This window comes from Paenibacillus sp. FSL H7-0918, from assembly GCF_038007025.1.
GTDB lineage: Bacteria > Bacillota > Bacilli > Paenibacillales > Paenibacillaceae > Paenibacillus_AQ > Paenibacillus_AQ odorifer.
The window spans coordinates 2,580,966-2,598,216 of record NZ_JBBOWJ010000001.1 but is presented as its reverse complement, the minus strand read 5'-3'; the positions used below and the strand labels follow the sequence as shown (position 1 = coordinate 2,598,216).

General features: G+C 45.1%; 15 protein-coding genes. 14 read left to right on the top strand and 1 reads right to left on the bottom strand.

Translation table 11 applies throughout. The features are described 5' to 3' along the window. The first annotated feature begins 95 nt into the window (after positions 1-95). The 11 genes from MHI15_RS11800 to MHI15_RS11750 all read left to right on the top strand — a co-directional run bounded on the left by MHI15_RS11800 (position 96) and on the right by MHI15_RS11750 (position 13,221). Positions 96-980 (top strand): YitT family protein, encoded by an 885-nt coding sequence (locus MHI15_RS11800; protein WP_036678511.1) that lies wholly within the window; start codon positions 96-98, stop codon positions 978-980. Between the two features lie 177 nt (positions 981-1,157). Next, positions 1,158-2,213, top strand: coding sequence for an N-acetyl-gamma-glutamyl-phosphate reductase (argC, locus tag MHI15_RS11795; RefSeq protein WP_038573582.1), 1,056 nt, complete (start codon positions 1,158-1,160; stop codon positions 2,211-2,213). Positions 2,214-2,233: 20 nt separating this feature from the next. After that, a complete protein-coding gene (argJ, locus tag MHI15_RS11790; protein ID WP_341164439.1) occupies positions 2,234-3,466 on the top strand; it encodes a bifunctional ornithine acetyltransferase/N-acetylglutamate synthase in 1,233 nt (410 codons plus the stop codon). A gap of 41 nt (positions 3,467-3,507) precedes the next feature. Further along, positions 3,508-4,338, top strand: a complete 831-nt coding sequence (argB, locus tag MHI15_RS11785) for an acetylglutamate kinase (protein WP_341164438.1) — start codon at positions 3,508-3,510, stop codon at positions 4,336-4,338. 69 nt (positions 4,339-4,407) lie between these two features. Then, complete coding sequence (locus MHI15_RS11780) at positions 4,408-5,694, top strand: aspartate aminotransferase family protein (RefSeq protein ID WP_076279149.1); 1,287 nt, start codon at positions 4,408-4,410, stop codon at positions 5,692-5,694. Beyond that, on the top strand, positions 5,691-6,659 hold the full coding sequence (argF, locus tag MHI15_RS11775; RefSeq protein WP_076182119.1) for an ornithine carbamoyltransferase: 969 nt from the start codon (positions 5,691-5,693) through the stop codon (positions 6,657-6,659). Before MHI15_RS11780 ends, argF begins: the two co-directional genes overlap by 4 nt. A gap of 291 nt (positions 6,660-6,950) precedes the next feature. Continuing rightward, complete coding sequence (locus MHI15_RS11770) at positions 6,951-8,186, top strand: argininosuccinate synthase (RefSeq protein ID WP_076305768.1); 1,236 nt, start codon at positions 6,951-6,953, stop codon at positions 8,184-8,186. A gap of 93 nt (positions 8,187-8,279) precedes the next feature. After that, on the top strand, positions 8,280-9,695 hold the full coding sequence (gene argH / locus MHI15_RS11765) for an argininosuccinate lyase (RefSeq protein ID WP_076279150.1): 1,416 nt from the start codon (positions 8,280-8,282) through the stop codon (positions 9,693-9,695). Between the two features lie 136 nt (positions 9,696-9,831). Then, positions 9,832-11,031 (top strand): phosphoenolpyruvate hydrolase family protein, encoded by a 1,200-nt coding sequence (locus tag MHI15_RS11760; protein WP_341164437.1) that lies wholly within the window; start codon positions 9,832-9,834, stop codon positions 11,029-11,031. A 100-nt stretch (positions 11,032-11,131) separates the two neighbouring features. After that, positions 11,132-12,340, top strand: coding sequence for a Tm-1-like ATP-binding domain-containing protein (locus MHI15_RS11755; RefSeq protein ID WP_341164436.1), 1,209 nt, complete (start codon positions 11,132-11,134; stop codon positions 12,338-12,340). 44 nt (positions 12,341-12,384) lie between these two features. Next, complete coding sequence (locus MHI15_RS11750) at positions 12,385-13,221, top strand: phosphoenolpyruvate hydrolase family protein (protein WP_076123853.1); 837 nt, start codon at positions 12,385-12,387, stop codon at positions 13,219-13,221. 113 nt (positions 13,222-13,334) lie between these two features. Here MHI15_RS11750 and MHI15_RS11745 read toward each other — a convergent pair whose 3' ends face one another. Continuing rightward, complete coding sequence (locus MHI15_RS11745; RefSeq protein ID WP_341164435.1) at positions 13,335-14,123, bottom strand: alpha/beta hydrolase; 789 nt, start codon at positions 14,121-14,123, stop codon at positions 13,335-13,337. Between the two features lie 188 nt (positions 14,124-14,311). Here MHI15_RS11745 and MHI15_RS11740 point away from each other — a divergent pair, with 188 nt between their 5' ends. Genes MHI15_RS11740 through MHI15_RS11730 form a run of 3 tightly spaced genes read left to right on the top strand, consistent with a single transcriptional unit; the run spans position 14,312 to position 17,241 of the window. Then, entirely contained in the window at positions 14,312-14,902 is a 591-nt protein-coding gene (locus MHI15_RS11740) for a type IV pilus modification PilV family protein (RefSeq protein ID WP_341164434.1), read from the top strand. Further along, entirely contained in the window at positions 14,886-15,431 is a 546-nt protein-coding gene (locus tag MHI15_RS11735) for a prepilin-type N-terminal cleavage/methylation domain-containing protein (protein ID WP_341164433.1), read from the top strand. Before MHI15_RS11740 ends, MHI15_RS11735 begins: the two co-directional genes overlap by 17 nt. Before the next feature lie 13 nt (positions 15,432-15,444). Continuing rightward, on the top strand, positions 15,445-17,241 hold the full coding sequence (locus MHI15_RS11730) for a hypothetical protein (RefSeq protein WP_339245237.1): 1,797 nt from the start codon (positions 15,445-15,447) through the stop codon (positions 17,239-17,241). Positions 17,242-17,251 lie beyond the last annotated feature (10 nt).

Here is a 17,251-nt window from a genome sequence, read left to right as displayed (position 1 = left end):
AGTTTCGGGGGAAACGGATACCATTCATGGATTAGGATGGGATGGCCGTTTCTTCTTTCGTAGAGCAAGATGACACTTTAAGGAGAGCCTTTGAAATGCAAAAAGTCAATTCACGTAATAAACCCCCACTGATTCCTCTGAATGGGCCACTCCGACATGTGGTGGATACGATGTTAATTTTGCTCGGATCGCTAGTTACAGCGCTGGGGTTTAATCTTTTTTTTCTGCCTAATCATATTGCTTCTGGTGGTGTATCCGGTCTGTCGGTATTGGCTGAAGCTTGGTTTGGGGCTGAGCCGGCATTTACGCAATGGGCGCTTAATATTCCGTTGTTTGTACTCGGGGTAATCTTCTTGGGTAAACAATACGGAGTTCGCTCGCTCCTTGGGAGCTTTGTGTTGCCGCTCTTTATCTTGTTGACAAAAGATTTGCCTGCACCTACCACCAATCCACTCTTAGCCTCCATTTATGGCGGTATCTGTGTGGGGGTGGGGTTAGGTCTTGTGTTCCGCGGACGGGGCTCGACAGGTGGACTTACTATTTTGGCGCAGATTATTCAAAAGATATCCGGTCTCAGCTTCTCGATTTCTGTAGTGCTGCTGGACGGGACGGTCATTGTGCTGGCTGCTTTTATACTCGGTATGGAACAAGCACTGTATGCACTGATCGGTCTGTTTGTTACAGGTAAGGCCATTAATGCGATAGAGGTAGGCTTCCGTTATACAAAGGTGGCTTACATAATCTCGGACAAGACGGAAGAAATATCTGAGGCGATTTTGAATGATCTGGATCGGGGTCTGACGAAGCTGGATGCACATGGCGGTTATACTGGTGATGAGCGTACGGTGCTAATGGTTGTAGTAGGTCAGAATGAGGTTTCCAGATTAAAAGCGATTGTTCAATCGGTAGATACTAGTGCTTTTGTGATTATCACTGAGGCGCATGAGGTGCTGGGTGAAGGCTTTAAAAGAGAAGTGTAATTTCTCCGAAAGGAGAAGCTACGCTTCTCTTTTTTTGTAAATAGAATTATATTTAGGAATAAAGAAAGTTAACACTATGTGTTGTATTTATATTAATTGAGTCGTATAATAATACATATTTCTAAGACGGTATGCATTATATTATTTATTATAATTCATGATAAGCAGGAAGTGGGGATGACAGTGGAGGGCAAGCTGAGAGCGGCGATTGTTGGATCAACGGGTTATGGGGGCGTAGAGCTGATTCGGCTGCTACAAAGTCATCCTAAGGTAGAGATTACTTCGGTAATTTCCTCATCAAGCGCAGGGGATGCTATAGAGGAAGGTTTTCCGCATTTGACGGGCATCATTGATCGAAGGCTGGATGGCGTTGACCCGGCTCAGATGGCTGAGCGGGCGGATGTGGTATTTACGGCAACGCCGTCGGGTGTGAGCGCAAAGCTGGTGCCGCAGCTGCTGGAAGCTGGACTTAAGGTCGTGGATCTGTCCGGTGATTTCCGATTGAAGGATGGTGCAGAGTATGAGCACTGGTATAAACATCCCGCTCCGGCTGATGAATATCTAGAGCAGGCTGTATACGGACTTTGCGAGGTGTTTGGAGAGCGTGCGGCAGGGGTTGATTTTATATCTAATCCAGGCTGTTATCCTACAGCTACACTTCTTGGACTAATTCCTGCAATTCAGGCAGGTTGGATTAAGCACGACAGTATTATTATTGATGCGAAATCAGGAGTTACTGGAGCAGGACGCGGAACAAGCCTGATGGTACATTATGCAGAGATTAATGAGAACTTTAAAGCTTATAAAATCAATAAGCATCAACATATACCGGAAATTGAGCAGACGCTCACAGAGATTGCTGGAGAAAAGGTAACGGTAACGTTCACCACACATCTCGTGCCGATGAGCCGGGGAATTATGAGTACGATGTATGCAGGGATGACGGACAATTATACGGAACAGGATTTTGTGAATTTATACCGTGAATATTATGCGGGCCGGCCATATGTTCGGGTGCGTGATGTAGGTGTGATTCCGGCGACAAAAGAAGTTAGCGGCTCTAATTATTGTGATATCGGATTTGCAACAGATGCTCGTACAGGGCGGGTGACCATAGTCTCCGTCATTGATAATGTTGTAAAAGGTGCGGCAGGGCAGGCAATACAGAACCTTAATTTGATGATGGGATGGGAGGAAACCCTTGGCCTCGGCTACACACCTGTGTATCCATAAGGATCAGCGGTACAAATAATATGAGCGAGATTGAGTTATTTATCACCTTGGAGGGTGGAAGCATCACTTCACCTAAGGGTTTTAGGTCCGGAGGATTGCATTGTGGATTGAAAAAAACAGATCGCAACGATCTCGGAGTGATTCTGTGTGAAGTTCCGGCAACGGCTGCGGCCGTGTATACGACGAATGTTTTTCAGGCGGCTCCGCTGAAAGTGACTCGGGAAAGCCTTTCGAACGGAGTATTGCAGGCGGTTATCGTGAACAGCGGGAATGCCAATGCCTGCACAGGCGAACAAGGTGAAGCAGATGCTTATGAGATGCGCGCTGCTGCGGCTCAGCATTTAGGTGTGGCCGTTAATGATGTGGCTGTTGCTTCGACTGGAGTTATCGGTGAACTGTTGAAGATGGACTGCGTACGTAGCGGAATTACTGCAATACCAGAGAAGCTGGATGGAGGAGCTATTGGCGCGGAGGAATTCTGCCAAGCTATACTTACCACTGATTTAGTTAAAAAAGAGATCGCCGTGAAGGTGCTCGTTGGCGGTGTAGAAGTTACAATTGCCGGAGCTGCAAAGGGCTCAGGGATGATCCATCCTAACATGGCTACCATGCTTGGCTTTATGACCACGGATGCTGATATTGCAGCGGAGGATTTACTTAGTCTTCTGCGTTCAGCTACGAATGTTACTTTTAATATGATTACAGTGGATGGAGATACTAGTACCAATGATATGTTAGTGTCGATGGCGAGTGGGCTTGCCGGTAATGAGAAGCTGACACGACTGCATCCGGATTGGGACGCTTTTGCTGCTGGATTCACGTATGTCTGCCAGACGCTTGCCAAAGCGATTGCTCGAGATGGCGAAGGTGCAACTCACCTGATTGAGGTTCAAGTGAATGGTGCTGTTCATGATGAGGCGGCGGCAGCGATTGCCAAGACAGTGGTTGGTTCTAGTCTAGTGAAATCTGCTATTTTTGGAGCGGATGCGAACTGGGGACGGATTATTGCTGCGGTTGGACGCGCGGGTGTTCCGGTATCTCCGGAGCGTGTGAACATTTCGTTAGGGGATATTGAGGTGCTTTTGCACTCGAAGCCAGTTGCTTTTGACGAGGAAAAGGCTTTGGCCTATTTGCAAAAAAGTGAAACTGTGCTGATCACTGTAGATCTGCATGATGGAAGCGGGAAAGCAACGGCTTGGGGCTGTGACCTAACTTACGATTATGTGCGTATTAACGCCGCATATCGCACTTAATTTATGGCGTGTTAAGCCCATAAGGGAAGGATACCGATCATATGACGCTAAATAGCGAGCTTGAACTTATAGATGCTTTAGATGGTAGTGGATTGTTTGTAATGAAATGCGGCGGCAGTACGCTTGCGGCTCTACCTGAATCTTTTTTTGAGGATTTGCGAGATTTGCAGGAGGAGGGCATTCAGCCAGTGATTGTTCATGGTGGAGGGCCAGCCATTTCCGAGAATCTAGCGAAACTGGGCATTGAAAGCAGCTTTGTGAATGGCCTGCGAGTAACCACCGAGGAAGTACTAGATGTTGTAGAGATGACGCTGGCAGGAAGTATAAACAAGGCGATTGTCCGGCGAATTCAAGGGAGCGGCGGTCTAGCTCTGGGGCTTTCGGGCATCGATGGCAATATGATTATTGCTAAACCAGTGGCGAACAGCGCCGAAGTAGGTTTGGTAGGAGAAGTAACAGAAGTTAAGGCTGAGATCGTAACTGGTATTGTTGGGATGGGTTATATTCCTGTCATTGCACCTATCGGAGTAGATGCAGCAGGTCAGCGCTACAATATTAACGCAGATACGGCAGCAGGGGCAGTTGCTTCCTATGTGGAGTCTCCCAAAATGATCGTCGTCACAGATGTGCCAGGCATCATGAGTACAGTGGAAGGTGAAAAGATTGTGCTTCCCTCCGTTACTGTACAGGAAATCGAAGCCTTGATCGAAAGTGGGGAAATCTACGGTGGCATGATCCCCAAAGTGCGGGCAGCTATCGATTGCATTCAGGGCAGCGTATCAGAGGTTATCATTGTGGATGGAAAAGAACCACGGGTGCTTAGTCGAGTACTGCAAGGTGAAGCGATAGGTACACGTATTATTCGTTCGTAGAATCATAGATGAATACAAATTAGAGGCGCAGCCTGTTCACAGGAGCAGCCGATGGGAGAGTGACTTAGAATGAGCAAGCTTACACAAGCGGAGTTGGATTCGCAAGCAGGGGCACAGCAGACCGATACAGTAGGATCAGGTACACCGGATGTTGCAACAAGCAAGCTGAGTGCAGTGTTCCCTTCTTACGCCAGATATGATCTCAGCTTAGTTAAAGGCAAGGGCACCTGGGTATGGGATGATAAAGGCAATAAGTATCTGGATTTCACCAGTGGATTGGCTGTGACCAGTCTAGGTCATGCTCCTGAAAAAGTCGGCGCTAAGCTGAAGGATCAGATTGATACGCTCTGGCATGTCTCGAATCTGTTCCATATTCCGGGACAAGATAAAGTTGCCAACCTTCTGACAGAGAATAGCTGCGCTGATCAAGTGTTTTTCTGCAATAGCGGGGCAGAAGCGAATGAGGCTGCTATTAAGCTGGCCCGCCGTTACCATCAGAAGATTAAGGGTGTCGACCGTTATGAGGTTATCACATTCGAACAATCCTTCCATGGACGTACACTGGCCACACTAACAGCTACAGGCCAGCAAAAGGTGAAAGAAGGGTTCCTGCCGCTTCCAGCAGGTTTCAAGACCGTACCTTTGCATGATCTCCCAGCGTTAGAAGCTGCTATCGGAGATCATACAGCTGCTATCATGCTGGAGATGGTGCTTGCAGAGGGTGGCGTACTTGAGGTAGAGCCTGAGTTCTTGAACGCTGTAGTGACCTTGTGTAAGAACCACGGATTGCTTCTGATTGTAGATGAGGTACAGACAGGTATGGGACGTACAGGCAAGCTGTTCGCTCATCAGCATTATGGAATTGAACCGGATATTTTCACCTTGGCTAAGGGGATTGCTAGCGGGTTCCCGGCAGGTTTAATGCTTGGCAAAGGGTATTTGCGTGAAGCCTTCTCAGCGGGCAGCCATGCGTCCACCTTCGGGGGAACACCGCTAGCAACAGCTGTTATGGCAGCGACGATTGAGACGATGCTGGAAGATGAGCTTCCACAGCGCGCCGAAGATATGGGTAAATACCTGACAGGTCTTTTGAAAGAGAAGCTGGCGGACTGTTCTTTTGTGAAGGATATCCGTGGTAAAGGGCTGTTGATCGGGATTGAATGTCAATCCCCAGTGGGCGATATTGTACTGGCTGGACAAAAGAAAGGCCTGTTGTTCGTGACAGCCGGTCCTAATGTCCTTCGTCTGCTGCCTAATCTATATGTAAGCAAAGAGGAGATCGACCAAGCGGTGGACATCCTATGCGAACTCATTCATACTTATGCTAAACAAGCAAACGGGGAGGTAAGCTCATGAGTCAGGGCGTACAGAGTAACAAGCACAACATTGCGCAGCAACTGAAAGGCCGTGATTTACTGGAGCTGAACGACTACAGCCCGGAGGAAATTACGTATCTGATTGATTCGGCGATTGAGCTGAAGAAGAAGCAGAAAAATGGCGAAGAATTTCAGCCGCTGAAGGGTAAAACCATTGGTCTTATTTTTGAAAAATCCTCTACACGTACACGTGTGTCGTTTGAAGTTGGAATGTATCAGCTGGGAGGGCATGCCCTTTTCTTGAGCAAAAATGATATCCAGCTGGGACGCGGAGAAACTGTTGGTGATACAGCGCAAGTAATGTCGCGTTATCTCGACGGGATTATGATCCGTACCTTCGGTCATGACAAGGTTGAGGATCTCGCTCGTTATGCCTCTATTCCCGTAATCAACGGTCTTAGTGACCTGGCACATCCTTGCCAAGTGCTGGCCGATTATCAAACGATTTATGAGCACAAAGGAAAGCTCAAGGGCCTGAAGCTGGCTTACATCGGCGATGGCAACAATATGGCGCATTCCTTAATGATTGGCGGAGCTAAGCTGGGCGTGGACGTATCTATCGCCGGACCGGAAGGTTATGAGCCAGATGCAGCGGTTGTCGCAGAAGCTCGTGAGATCGCTAAAGAAACCGGAGCGAAGATTGTGGTCACTCGCAGCCCGCAAGAAGCTGTACAAGACGCTGACGTCATCTATACAGACGTATGGGCGAGTATGGGCTTCGAGGAGGAGCAAAAGGCACGTGAAGCGGCATTCAAGGACTATCAGGTTAATGAGGAGCTTGTAAAAGGCGCGAAGAGCGATTATCTCTTCCTGCACTGCCTGCCAGCCCACCGTGAGGAAGAAGTCAGCACAGGCGTGATTGATGGCCCTAACTCGGTGATCTTTGATCAGGCTGAGAACCGCCTGCATGCGCAAAAAGCTTTAATGGCTGCGTTGATGAGTTAAGGAATTTAAAAAATATAAAATATAAATCACTATATAAATTGAATTAATGTTGGGCGAAGTTAGACTTTGGACGATGGAGTAATGGAGCGGAATTTTTGGAACTGTAGGAGCGTAGCGTTCGCCTTTATCATCAGATTTTATCCGCACAATGCGGTTTGAAATAAAAAAATCTGATGATAACAGCGACCGGAAGTCCAAATATTCAGTGTAATTGCGATTTATCGTCAGAGTGCTGGCAAAGGCACGTTTATTTTAATTTATATAGCCCACACGAAAGGAAGTTGCCACACCATGGCTAAAGAAAAAATTGTACTCGCCTATTCCGGCGGATTGGATACATCTGTTATTTTAAAATGGCTTAAAGAAACTTATGACGCGGAGATCATTGCCTTCACTGCTGATATCGGCCAAAAGGAAGAGCTCGACGGTTTGGAGGAAAAAGCACTCGCTACTGGCGCATCGAAAGTATACATTGACGACCTGCGCGATGAGTTCGCTAGCGATTTCATCTACCCGATGTTCCAATCTGGTGCCCTTTATGAAGGCCAATACTTGCTCGGAACTAGTATTGCTCGTCCATTGATCGCCAAGCGCATGGTAGATATCGCCATCGCTGAAGGCGCAACGGCTATCGCGCACGGCGCGACAGGCAAAGGGAACGACCAAGTCCGTTTCGAGCTTGGTGTAGCTGCATTGGCTCCGAACATTAAGGTGATTGCACCTTGGCGTCTAGAAGAGTTCCGCAATCAATTCCCAGGTCGTGCGGAAATGATCGCTTATGCGGAAGCTAATGATATTCCGGTACAAGCCTCTGCGGCGAAGCCGTATTCGATGGACCGTAACCTGCTGCACATCAGCTATGAGAGCGGCGTACTGGAAGATCCTTGGTTCGATCCAAGTGCACCAGAGAACAAAGGAATGTTCCTGCTGAGCAACGCTCCTGAGGATGCTCCGGATGAAGCGGAATATTTGGAGCTCGAATTCGTTAAGGGAGACTGCGTAGCCCTGAATGGTGAATCCTTAAACCCACTTCAAGTGATGGAGAAACTCAATGAGCTAGGTGGTAAACACGGTATCGGGCGTGTGGATATGGTTGAGAACCGCTTTGTCGGCATGAAGAGCCGCGGCGTGTATGAGACTCCAGGTGGAACAATCCTGTTCGTCGCTCATCGCAAAATGGAATCCATCACGATGGACCGTGAAGTGATGAACCTGCGTGACAGCCTGATCACTCGTTACAGCACTTTGGTGTATAACGGTTTCTGGTTCGCTCCAGAGCGTATCGCACTGCAAGCTCTTGTAACACAGAGCCAACAAAATGTAACGGGTACTGTTCGTCTTAAACTGTACAAGGGCAACATCATCGGCGCTGGAGTGAAGAGCCCAGTCAGCCTGTACAATCCTGAGATTGCAACGATGGAAGCTGATCCTACACAAGCTTATGATCAAGGGGATGCCACTGGTTTTATTCACTTGAACGCATTGCGCCTTAAAGTTTCTACAGGTGTAAATGGAGCTTCTAAATAGTACGATAACATATACTTAAACGGGCAACCCCGAAGGCCGTTCCTCCCGTCAGGATAGGAGCGGCCCTCTGGCGTCCAAGAGGAGGAACAATAGGTGAGCAAGCTTTGGGGCGGACGGTTTACTAAAGGAACGAACAAGCTGGTTGAGGAATATACGGCTTCCATTGGCTTTGATAAGGCTTTGGCCAAAGAGGATGTGCAAGGCAGTCTGGCACATGTCACGATGCTGGGCAAATGCGGAATCCTTCCACAAGAAGACGTGGAAACAATCAAACAAGGTCTGAACAAAGTGCTGGACAAGGTTAATGCTGGAGAGGTCGTTTTCTCAGTATCGGATGAAGACATCCATATGAATATTGAAAAACATCTGATCGAGGAAATCGGTCCAGTTGGTGGTAAGCTGCACACAGGACGTAGCCGTAACGATCAAGTGGCGACGGACATGCACCTTTATTTACGTGGCCGTGTAGTTGAGCTAGTTAGTTTGCTGCATGAGCTGCAGGAAGCTTTGATCGAACAAGCAAAAGACAATGTGGAGACCATCATCCCTGGTTATACGCATTTGCAACGGGCACAACCGATTCTGTTTGCTCATCACTTGCTGGCTTACGTATCGATGTTCCGCCGCGATGCAGAACGTCTGACGGACAGCTACAAACGGATCAACGTGCTGCCACTCGGAGCAGGAGCGCTTGCGGGAACGACCTTCCCGATTGACCGTCATTTTGTAGCGGAACAACTGGGTTTTGACAGTGTGTATGAGAACAGTCTGGATGCTGTCAGCGACCGCGATTTCATCGTGGAGTTCTTGGCGAATGCTTCCCTTATCATGACACATCTATCCAGACTCAGTGAGGAACTGGTCCTGTGGAGCAGCACAGAGTTCAGCTTTGTAGAACTGGATGATGCTTTCTGCACAGGCAGCAGCATTATGCCGCAGAAGAAGAACCCTGACGTACCAGAACTGGTACGGGGCAAAACAGGCCGCGTTTACGGCAACCTGATTGGCTTGCTGACGGTGCTGAAATCATTGCCACTGGCTTACAACAAGGATATGCAGGAAGACAAAGAAGGCATGTTCGATACGGTTACTACGCTGACTGGTGCACTGCAATTGTTCGCGCCGATGATCTCCACTATGAAGGTGAACAAAGGTCGTATGCGTGAAGCTGTGAACACGGATTTCTCGAATGCAACGGATATAGCCGACTTCTTGGTAGGTAAGGGGCTTCCTTTCCGCCAAGCGCATGAGGTAATTGGGAAAACGGTACTCTACTGCATCAACGAAGGCAAATTCTTGTTGGATTTGACGCTGGAAGAGTTCAAGCAATTCTCACCGCTGTTCGACGAGAATATCTATGCTGTTCTTCAACCGGAAGCTGTAGTTAACGCTCGTAACGTTTATGGCGGCACAGCCACCGTTCAGGTGAAGGCTGCAATTGAACGGGCAGAGCTGACATTGCACGAAGCTAATGAATGGGTTGTACAACACGGAGACGCTATATTGTAAACCGTATCAATATCAAATCTCGCCTCAGACCTTTATAGGTATCAGGCGGGATTTTTTTATTATCTAAACGAACTATGACTGGATTAGCAGTGTTCTTTACGGTTATCCTTAGGTTAGGATAGGAGGGTTCGTAGATATGAACAGAAAGCAAACCCTAGACGAGCTTAGATCGGAATTAAAAGTAGGCAATCATATTATTGGAGTAGCCACCGGTGCTGGTATAACGGCAAAGTATGCGAAGCAGGGTGGAGCTGATTTCATTCTGATGTTAAACTCGGGTAAATTTCGCCAGATGGGGAGGAGCTCTCTCGCTGGTATTTTACCATTTTGTAATAGCAATGATATGGTGATGGACTTTGCATCTAGAGAGATCATACCGTTGGTCAGAGATATCCCTATTATTTTTGGCCTCAATGCAACTGATCCGACCAAAGATATGGAATCCTATATAAGTGAAATAAAGAATAGAGGCTTTGCCGGCATTAATAATTACCCCACGGTGGGTTTAATAGATGGTCAATTTGGAGAAGCGCTCGAAGAAGAGGGGAATGGTTATCTACTTGAAGTAGAAGCCATAAGAATAGCCCATGAGAAGGATTTGTTTACCATTGCTTTTGTATTTGACGAAATCCAGGCAGCACAGATGATTGAGGCTGGAGCGGATATTATTTGTGCACATCTAGGTCTAACAGAAGGCGGGTTATTAGGCGCTAAGAAAGTATTCTCTCTGGAAGCTGCCAAGGTTAAAGCTGACAAGATATTTAATACATGCAATGAGCTAAAGCCAGATTTAATTAAGCTGGTTTACGGTGGTCCGGTGAAAACGCCAATTGATGTGCAATATATGTACAGCAATAATCAAAACTTGATGGGATATATCGGAGGCTCTGCTTTTGAAAGAATTCCCTCGGAGAAGTCCATTACGAATATAACCAAAGCTTTTAAAGTGTCGGGGACGCTGGATGAAGATGATTTTATGGTCAAAATGTTAGACGGCATCACAAAGCACTATGATTATGTTGAATTTGTAAAAGAATACGTAGCTCAAAATTATAGGAATGATATCTTGTTTGCAGATTTAGCTAAGGTGGCGCATGTATCCCGAAGTTACTTGAGCAGTTTGTTCACCAAAAAAGTAGGCTGCAGCTTCCAAACGTATCTCGTGCAATTTCGGATGGATAAGGCGGCGGAAATATTACATAGAGACCCTATCCAGTTATCTGAGCTAGCGCCATTAGTTGGATACCAGGATTATGCGCAGTTTAGCAAAATGTTCAAGAAGTATAAAGGGTTCTCTCCAAAACAATATAAATCTAACATAAACACAAAAACATAAGACATAAAAGCGTTTTCATCCATAAATCAAAGAAGTATGATTAACTCATAAGTTGATCATGCTTTTTTTGTTGTAGATATTTGAAGAGGAGGTTGAAGAAATGAAGACGATTGCTATTGCCGGAACTTTTGACACCAAGGGTGAAGAATATCTCTACATTAAAAATTTACTGGAAAGCTTGGAGTTAGGTACGTTTACGATTCATACGGGTGTGTTTGAGTCCACTTTTACACCGGATATCTCTAATAGAGAAGTAGCAGCAGCCGCGGGTGTAAGTATAGATGAGCTCGTTGCCAAAAAAGATAGAGCACTAGCAACAGAATTATTAGCCAAAGGTATGGAAAAATTAGTACCTGAATTATATAAGCAAGGCAAATTTGATGGAATTATCTCCTTTGGGGGCACTGGAGGCACTTCACTTGTAACCCCGGGTATGCGGGCATTACCTATTGGTGTACCTAAAGTGATGGTTTCGACCGTAGCTTCAGGAAATACTGCTCCATATGTAGGCACTAGTGATATTGTCATGATGCCATCCGTAGTGGATGTTGCCGGACTAAACTCTATTTCAACAAAGATTTTTACCAATGCAGCTTTCGCCATCGCCGGTATGCTTAAATTTGAGAATAAACAAGTGATAGAGAAAAAACCATTAGTAGCTACAACAATGTTTGGGGTAACAACCCCATGTGTAACGGCGGCCCGTAACTATCTTGAGGCTAGAGGATATGAAGTGCTTGTATTCCATGCAACAGGGGTAGGTGGCCAGTCCATGGAAGCGCTAATCGAGGCTGGTTTTATTGAAGGTGTATTGGATCTGACCACAACAGAATGGGCGGACGAAATTATTGGCGGCGTGCTGAATGCTGGACCTCATCGGTTAGAAGCTGCTGGTAAACATCATATTCCACAGGTTGTCTCGGTAGGCGCGCTTGATATGTGCAACTTTGGCCCTTATGATACGGTACCAGCGAAATTTGCTGGGCATAAGTTTTATAAACACAATCCAACAGTTACTCTGATGAGAACAACAGTAGAAGAAAATGAAGCTATCGGCAAAAAGCTTGTCGAGAAATTAAATATGGCCAAAGAGAAAACGGTGTTAATGCTGCCGCTTAAAGGGATATCCGGCATTGATGTTGCAGGGGAAGCTTTTTATGGGGTAGAGGAAGATCAAATGTTATTTGATACCTTAAGAAATGGTGTAAACAGAAATGTTGTCGAGGTTATCGAAATGGATTGTGCCATTAATGATGTGGAGTTTGCAGAAGCAGCAGCGCAGAAGCTAATAGATCTCATGAGCAAATAAGATTTTTATAAGATAAATAAATATTTAAAATGGAGGCGTTACACATGAACAAAAATACAAGAACTGAAATCATGGCGAAGTTTAGAGAAGAAGTTTCAAATGGAAAGATTCTTTTAGGCGTGGGAGCCGGCACTGGAATTACTGCAAAAAGCAGCGAAGCTGGCGGAGCGGATATGCTGATTGTTTATAATTCAGGAAGATACAGAATGGCAGGCCGGGGATCACTGGCAGGGTTATTATCTTATGGGGATGCCAACCAAATTGTAGTCGAAATGGGCTCGGAAGTATTGCCTGTTGTTAAAAACACCCCTGTATTGGCAGGCGTATGCGGAACGGACCCTTTTAGAGTAATGGAAGTTTATTTAAAACAACTTAAGGAACAAGGTTTTAGCGGCGTGCAAAACTTCCCAACCGTAGGTTTGATCGATGGCGTGTTCAGACAGAATCTAGAAGAGACCGGCATGGGATATGGTTTAGAAGTAGATATGATTAGAGCTGCGCATGAATTGGATATGCTCACCACTCCTTATGTATTTGATCCTGAGCAAGCAAAAGCCATGGCAGAAGCCGGCGCAGATATTTTGGTGGCACATATGGGCTTGACTACCAAAGGTACAATTGGAGCTAAGACCGCTCTTACTTTAGATGATTGTGTAGAAAGAATTGAAGCGATTATTAAAGCAGGGAAAGCAGTAAATCCAGATATTATGGTAATTTGTCACGGCGGACCGATTGCAGAGCCGGAAGATGCGGCGTACGTAATTGAACGGACAGAAGGCATAGACGGATTCTTTGGTGCATCGAGTATTGAAAGATTTGCTGCTGAAAAAGGAATCACAGAACAGACTGGATTATTTAAAAATATCACCAAACAAGCATAATTGCCTTCGGCGTCCTTATAATTAAAAAGAACCCTCCGAAGAGGGCAATCTGAGTAGAACAGATATTAAGATGCAGCTTATGGCTGCATCTTTTTGTTGTCTATTAGGTACAGCTAGTTACTTTTTAAAGGTAGCCATGCCAGCACATCGCGGATTTTGGCATCCCAGTATCCCCATTCATGTGTCCCCGGACCTTCTTCATAGGTTAAAGAAAGTGAGGTTGCCTGGCAGGCATCGCGGAATCTCAAGTTATCGGTATATAGGAAATCCTCTGTGCCACAGCATTGATACAACGCTGGTTTTGGTCCCGTGGAGCGGTTCACTTCCTCAAGCAGCCAAAGAAGGTCTTCCGGCGTTCCGGCGGTATCTTCTTTTCCGAAGATCATTTCGTATTCTTTACTTTTAGTGGTAGCACCTTCCCCGTTCAAGAAATTATGCGCCATATCAAGTGCTCCAGACAAACTCGCTGCCGCTGCAAAAGACTCGGGTTTACGCAGTCCCATCTTAATTGCTCCATAACCACCCATCGACAACCCGGCTACAAAGTTCTCCTCGCGTTTATCGGAAAGCGGGAAAAATGAGCGCGCCAGCATCGGCAACTCCTCACTAATGAAGGTCCAATAACGGCCTCCCATCGCCATATCTGTGTAGAAACTGCGGTGCACATTCGGCATTACCACAGCTATCCCCATCTCCGCTACATACCGTTCTATGGAAGTCCGGCGCAGCCAGATCGAATCATCGTCAGACAAGCCATGCAGTAAATACAAAGTAGGGTGAAGATCACCTCTTGTTACATTACTCATCCCGATTTGTGTAGTTGTTTTTTGCGGCAAAATTACAGTCATTGAGGTATTCAAACCTAGTACTTCAGAATAAAATTTGCACTCTATTAAAGCCATTTCATTCATCTCCTCTCTTTCCAAATCATAGCATAGACCTAAAGTGAGAGATATTGTAGAAATATCTGAATTATAAGGGTTTTGAGGATTGCTGTAGCTGGATATGAGAGAATATAATGGAAGTAGAAAATTTAGGAAAAACGTGCAAATACGAAAAGTATTTTCATAGGCGAGAGGCGGAAAGTAGGATGAAACCGGGCCTAAAGCAGGAAAAAGGATTTACATTAATCGAAGTGCTGGCAGCTATAGTTATTTTATCGATAGTTTCACTGGTGCTTACGTCTTACTTTACTAACGCCATGAGTTACTCTAAATCGAACCAGAACAAAACGATTATGGTCAATCTGGCGCGAAACGCGCTGTTTTATGTGGAGAAGCAGGATTTTGAGGCGATGAAGGAATTTTTTGTAACAGATCCATTAGAGCATAAGAAGGTTGTAGATGCAGGTGGGGAACCGCCCATGATTAAGGCTTCTGAGTGCACGGCGAATATAACATGTGTTTATAGCAATATTTTTGTAAATGGTGGAGCTTTACCAGATGTATTAAATCCAGTCGTTAACAACATTAAATATGAGATTAATATTCGATACCAGTTTCAATTACATCAGGAGATGCAGGATGGAAAGAACAGTGGTGGAGGGGTAGATACCCGCAAGAGCGAGATGGCACCTTATCTTATACCTGTTGAGGTGGAAGTTAATGGTAATGGTGGGCCTGGTGGAACAGCTTATACAACGGTGGTGGAGGGATATATTACGGATGAGAAGATTCGCTGACAGCCTAAAATATCAGCAGGGCTTCACACTGATTGAGATGATCGCCGCAATTACCCTCTTCGCTATGGTTGCAGGAATGATTTCTATGGTGATGATGTTCGGTTTTCGCAGCTATCATAAAATAACGATTGAGAACTCACTTCGTGAGGAAGCAGATTTGATTATGTCATCTATCATTAATGAATTATATGTATTCGGGCCTACTAGAGTGGAGAATACAACAGATGGATTGAATCTGATAAAGGATTCAGATGGTGTGATATCTACGCGAACTATTCAATTTGTTACTTCTGAGGGCGGGGGAGGTGGCATTACCACACTTACCATTAATAGTGTCATAAACGATCCTCGTACCTCAATTCATTCCGATCTTTTTGGTTCTACGATTGTTTCTACCAATTCTAATGGTACGGGTTGCAATGTTAATGTACCTTGTAGAAGCGGACTAGTCGATATAAAACTACTTCTAACTCAGCATTACGATGGAAGGACATATGATATGGAGATGGTGAGCAAATTTGGTTTTTAGGAGGAATCACACAATGACAGGACAACCATCACGGTCTACCCGCGTCAGAATAGCTCATACTAGTTTGCAATGCTTAAAGGAAGAGAGAGGCTCGGCACTTGTACTGGTCATGTTCATTGTACTGATTCTTACTATTCTCGGTCTGAGTGTACTTAGTGCTACAGTGGGCGGTACACAACGGACGGAGACGCGTAAAAATGATGTGCAAAGTCTACACTTAGCTGAAAAAACGCTTGATGAGGCTGTGGCGTATATTACATCGAGCTTAAATAAAAAGATAGAAAATAATGTAGATATGAGCCAGGAAGACTTGGATCAGTCTATAAAGAATTTTTTGGGAACACTTCCAACCACACTTCCAGATACACTTTCGGCAGGCCTTAAGACAAGTACTGGTTTGGCAAACGCAAGTGGGAAGATAAATGGGGTTACATATGCAATAGAGGGAACGATTGGAACTGGAAAGTTGGTCAAATACATAGTGACTATCAACTCGGAGGCTGAAGTTAACGGGGTCAAGCGTAGCCTTAAGCAAAGGGTGTTTATAGACACTTTTCCAGATTTTCTTAAATACACTATAGGGTCAGAAAAGAATCTTACGATTAATGGAGCACCTTTAATTATTGGAAATATTTATGCAGGAGATACACTGATTATCAGCGACAAGGCTGAGTACACCTATAAGAAGAAATTCCATACACTTGTATCAAGTCCCTTTGAAATAGATGGTGAGGCGCATGTTCAATCTCTTGATAAGCTGATATATCGAGAGGAAGGCAAAAGTGAGTTGAAGGCTTCTGAAATTACTAAAGTAACCTCTATGACAGGAAAAATCCCTCAAGATAAGGTGGGAATTAGAAACCGTCGAACGTTTGTAGAAGTTAATGTTGAGGGTTCATTTGTGGATAAAGTAGCGGAAGCAATAGGGGCGGGGGCTGACAGAACTACGATTAGGAATAAGCTTGCTGAAGGCGAACTAGCATCTTATTTAGCAGGTATGAATCTTTATAATTTTGATGCTATTGACCAGGTTGACTTGATCAAACCAGTCCTTATGGATGATTCGCCTGAGGCTCAGGAGGACTTTGTTGAGGAGATGGAGGAATACAATGAAAAAGTAAACATTATAAAGCATCCAACCAAATCAGTTATTTATAAAGGAGATTTGGATCTGGACGGCAGTGGTGACTTTCCGGGTATTTTATATTTAGTAAATGACAAAAACTCAACATTATCCCGTAAGTGGTTCATTGTAGACGGAAATTTAATCATTGATAATTACGGTAATGAAAAACCAGTACAGATAAGTGCTAATATTTTGGTGACTGGAAAGGTGGAAATTCGGGGGAACGTTCAAATTGATTCCACTATGTTTGTATTTAAAGAACCCTCGACAATTAATGGAATTCCCGAACATACTACATTGGTGGAAGATGCAACACTTCAAGGCTTGGATGGTAAGGAACTAGTATTGATCTCCCGTGGGCCAATACTTATTAATCGATTGGCCGCCTTCAATAACACTCCTACTAAGTTAGATGCTTTTTTCTATACAGACTCGGATGCAGATTTATATGGTGTAGGATCTATTTTCTCGCTTAGTGGAGGATTCTTTGCAAAGGGGAATCTTACTATAAATGCTGTACGGGGAACAGCTGTAGGGAAAGATAATGATATTGTAATAGACAACAACAGCAATTTGATCCGGTTTAAGGCAGTTTATAACGATCAGATCTTTGAGGATCAGAAGGCCGGACTTCCCCGTGTCAAGACAGTGAATATTAGCGTAGAAGACATGCAATTGGAGTAGCAAATGATAT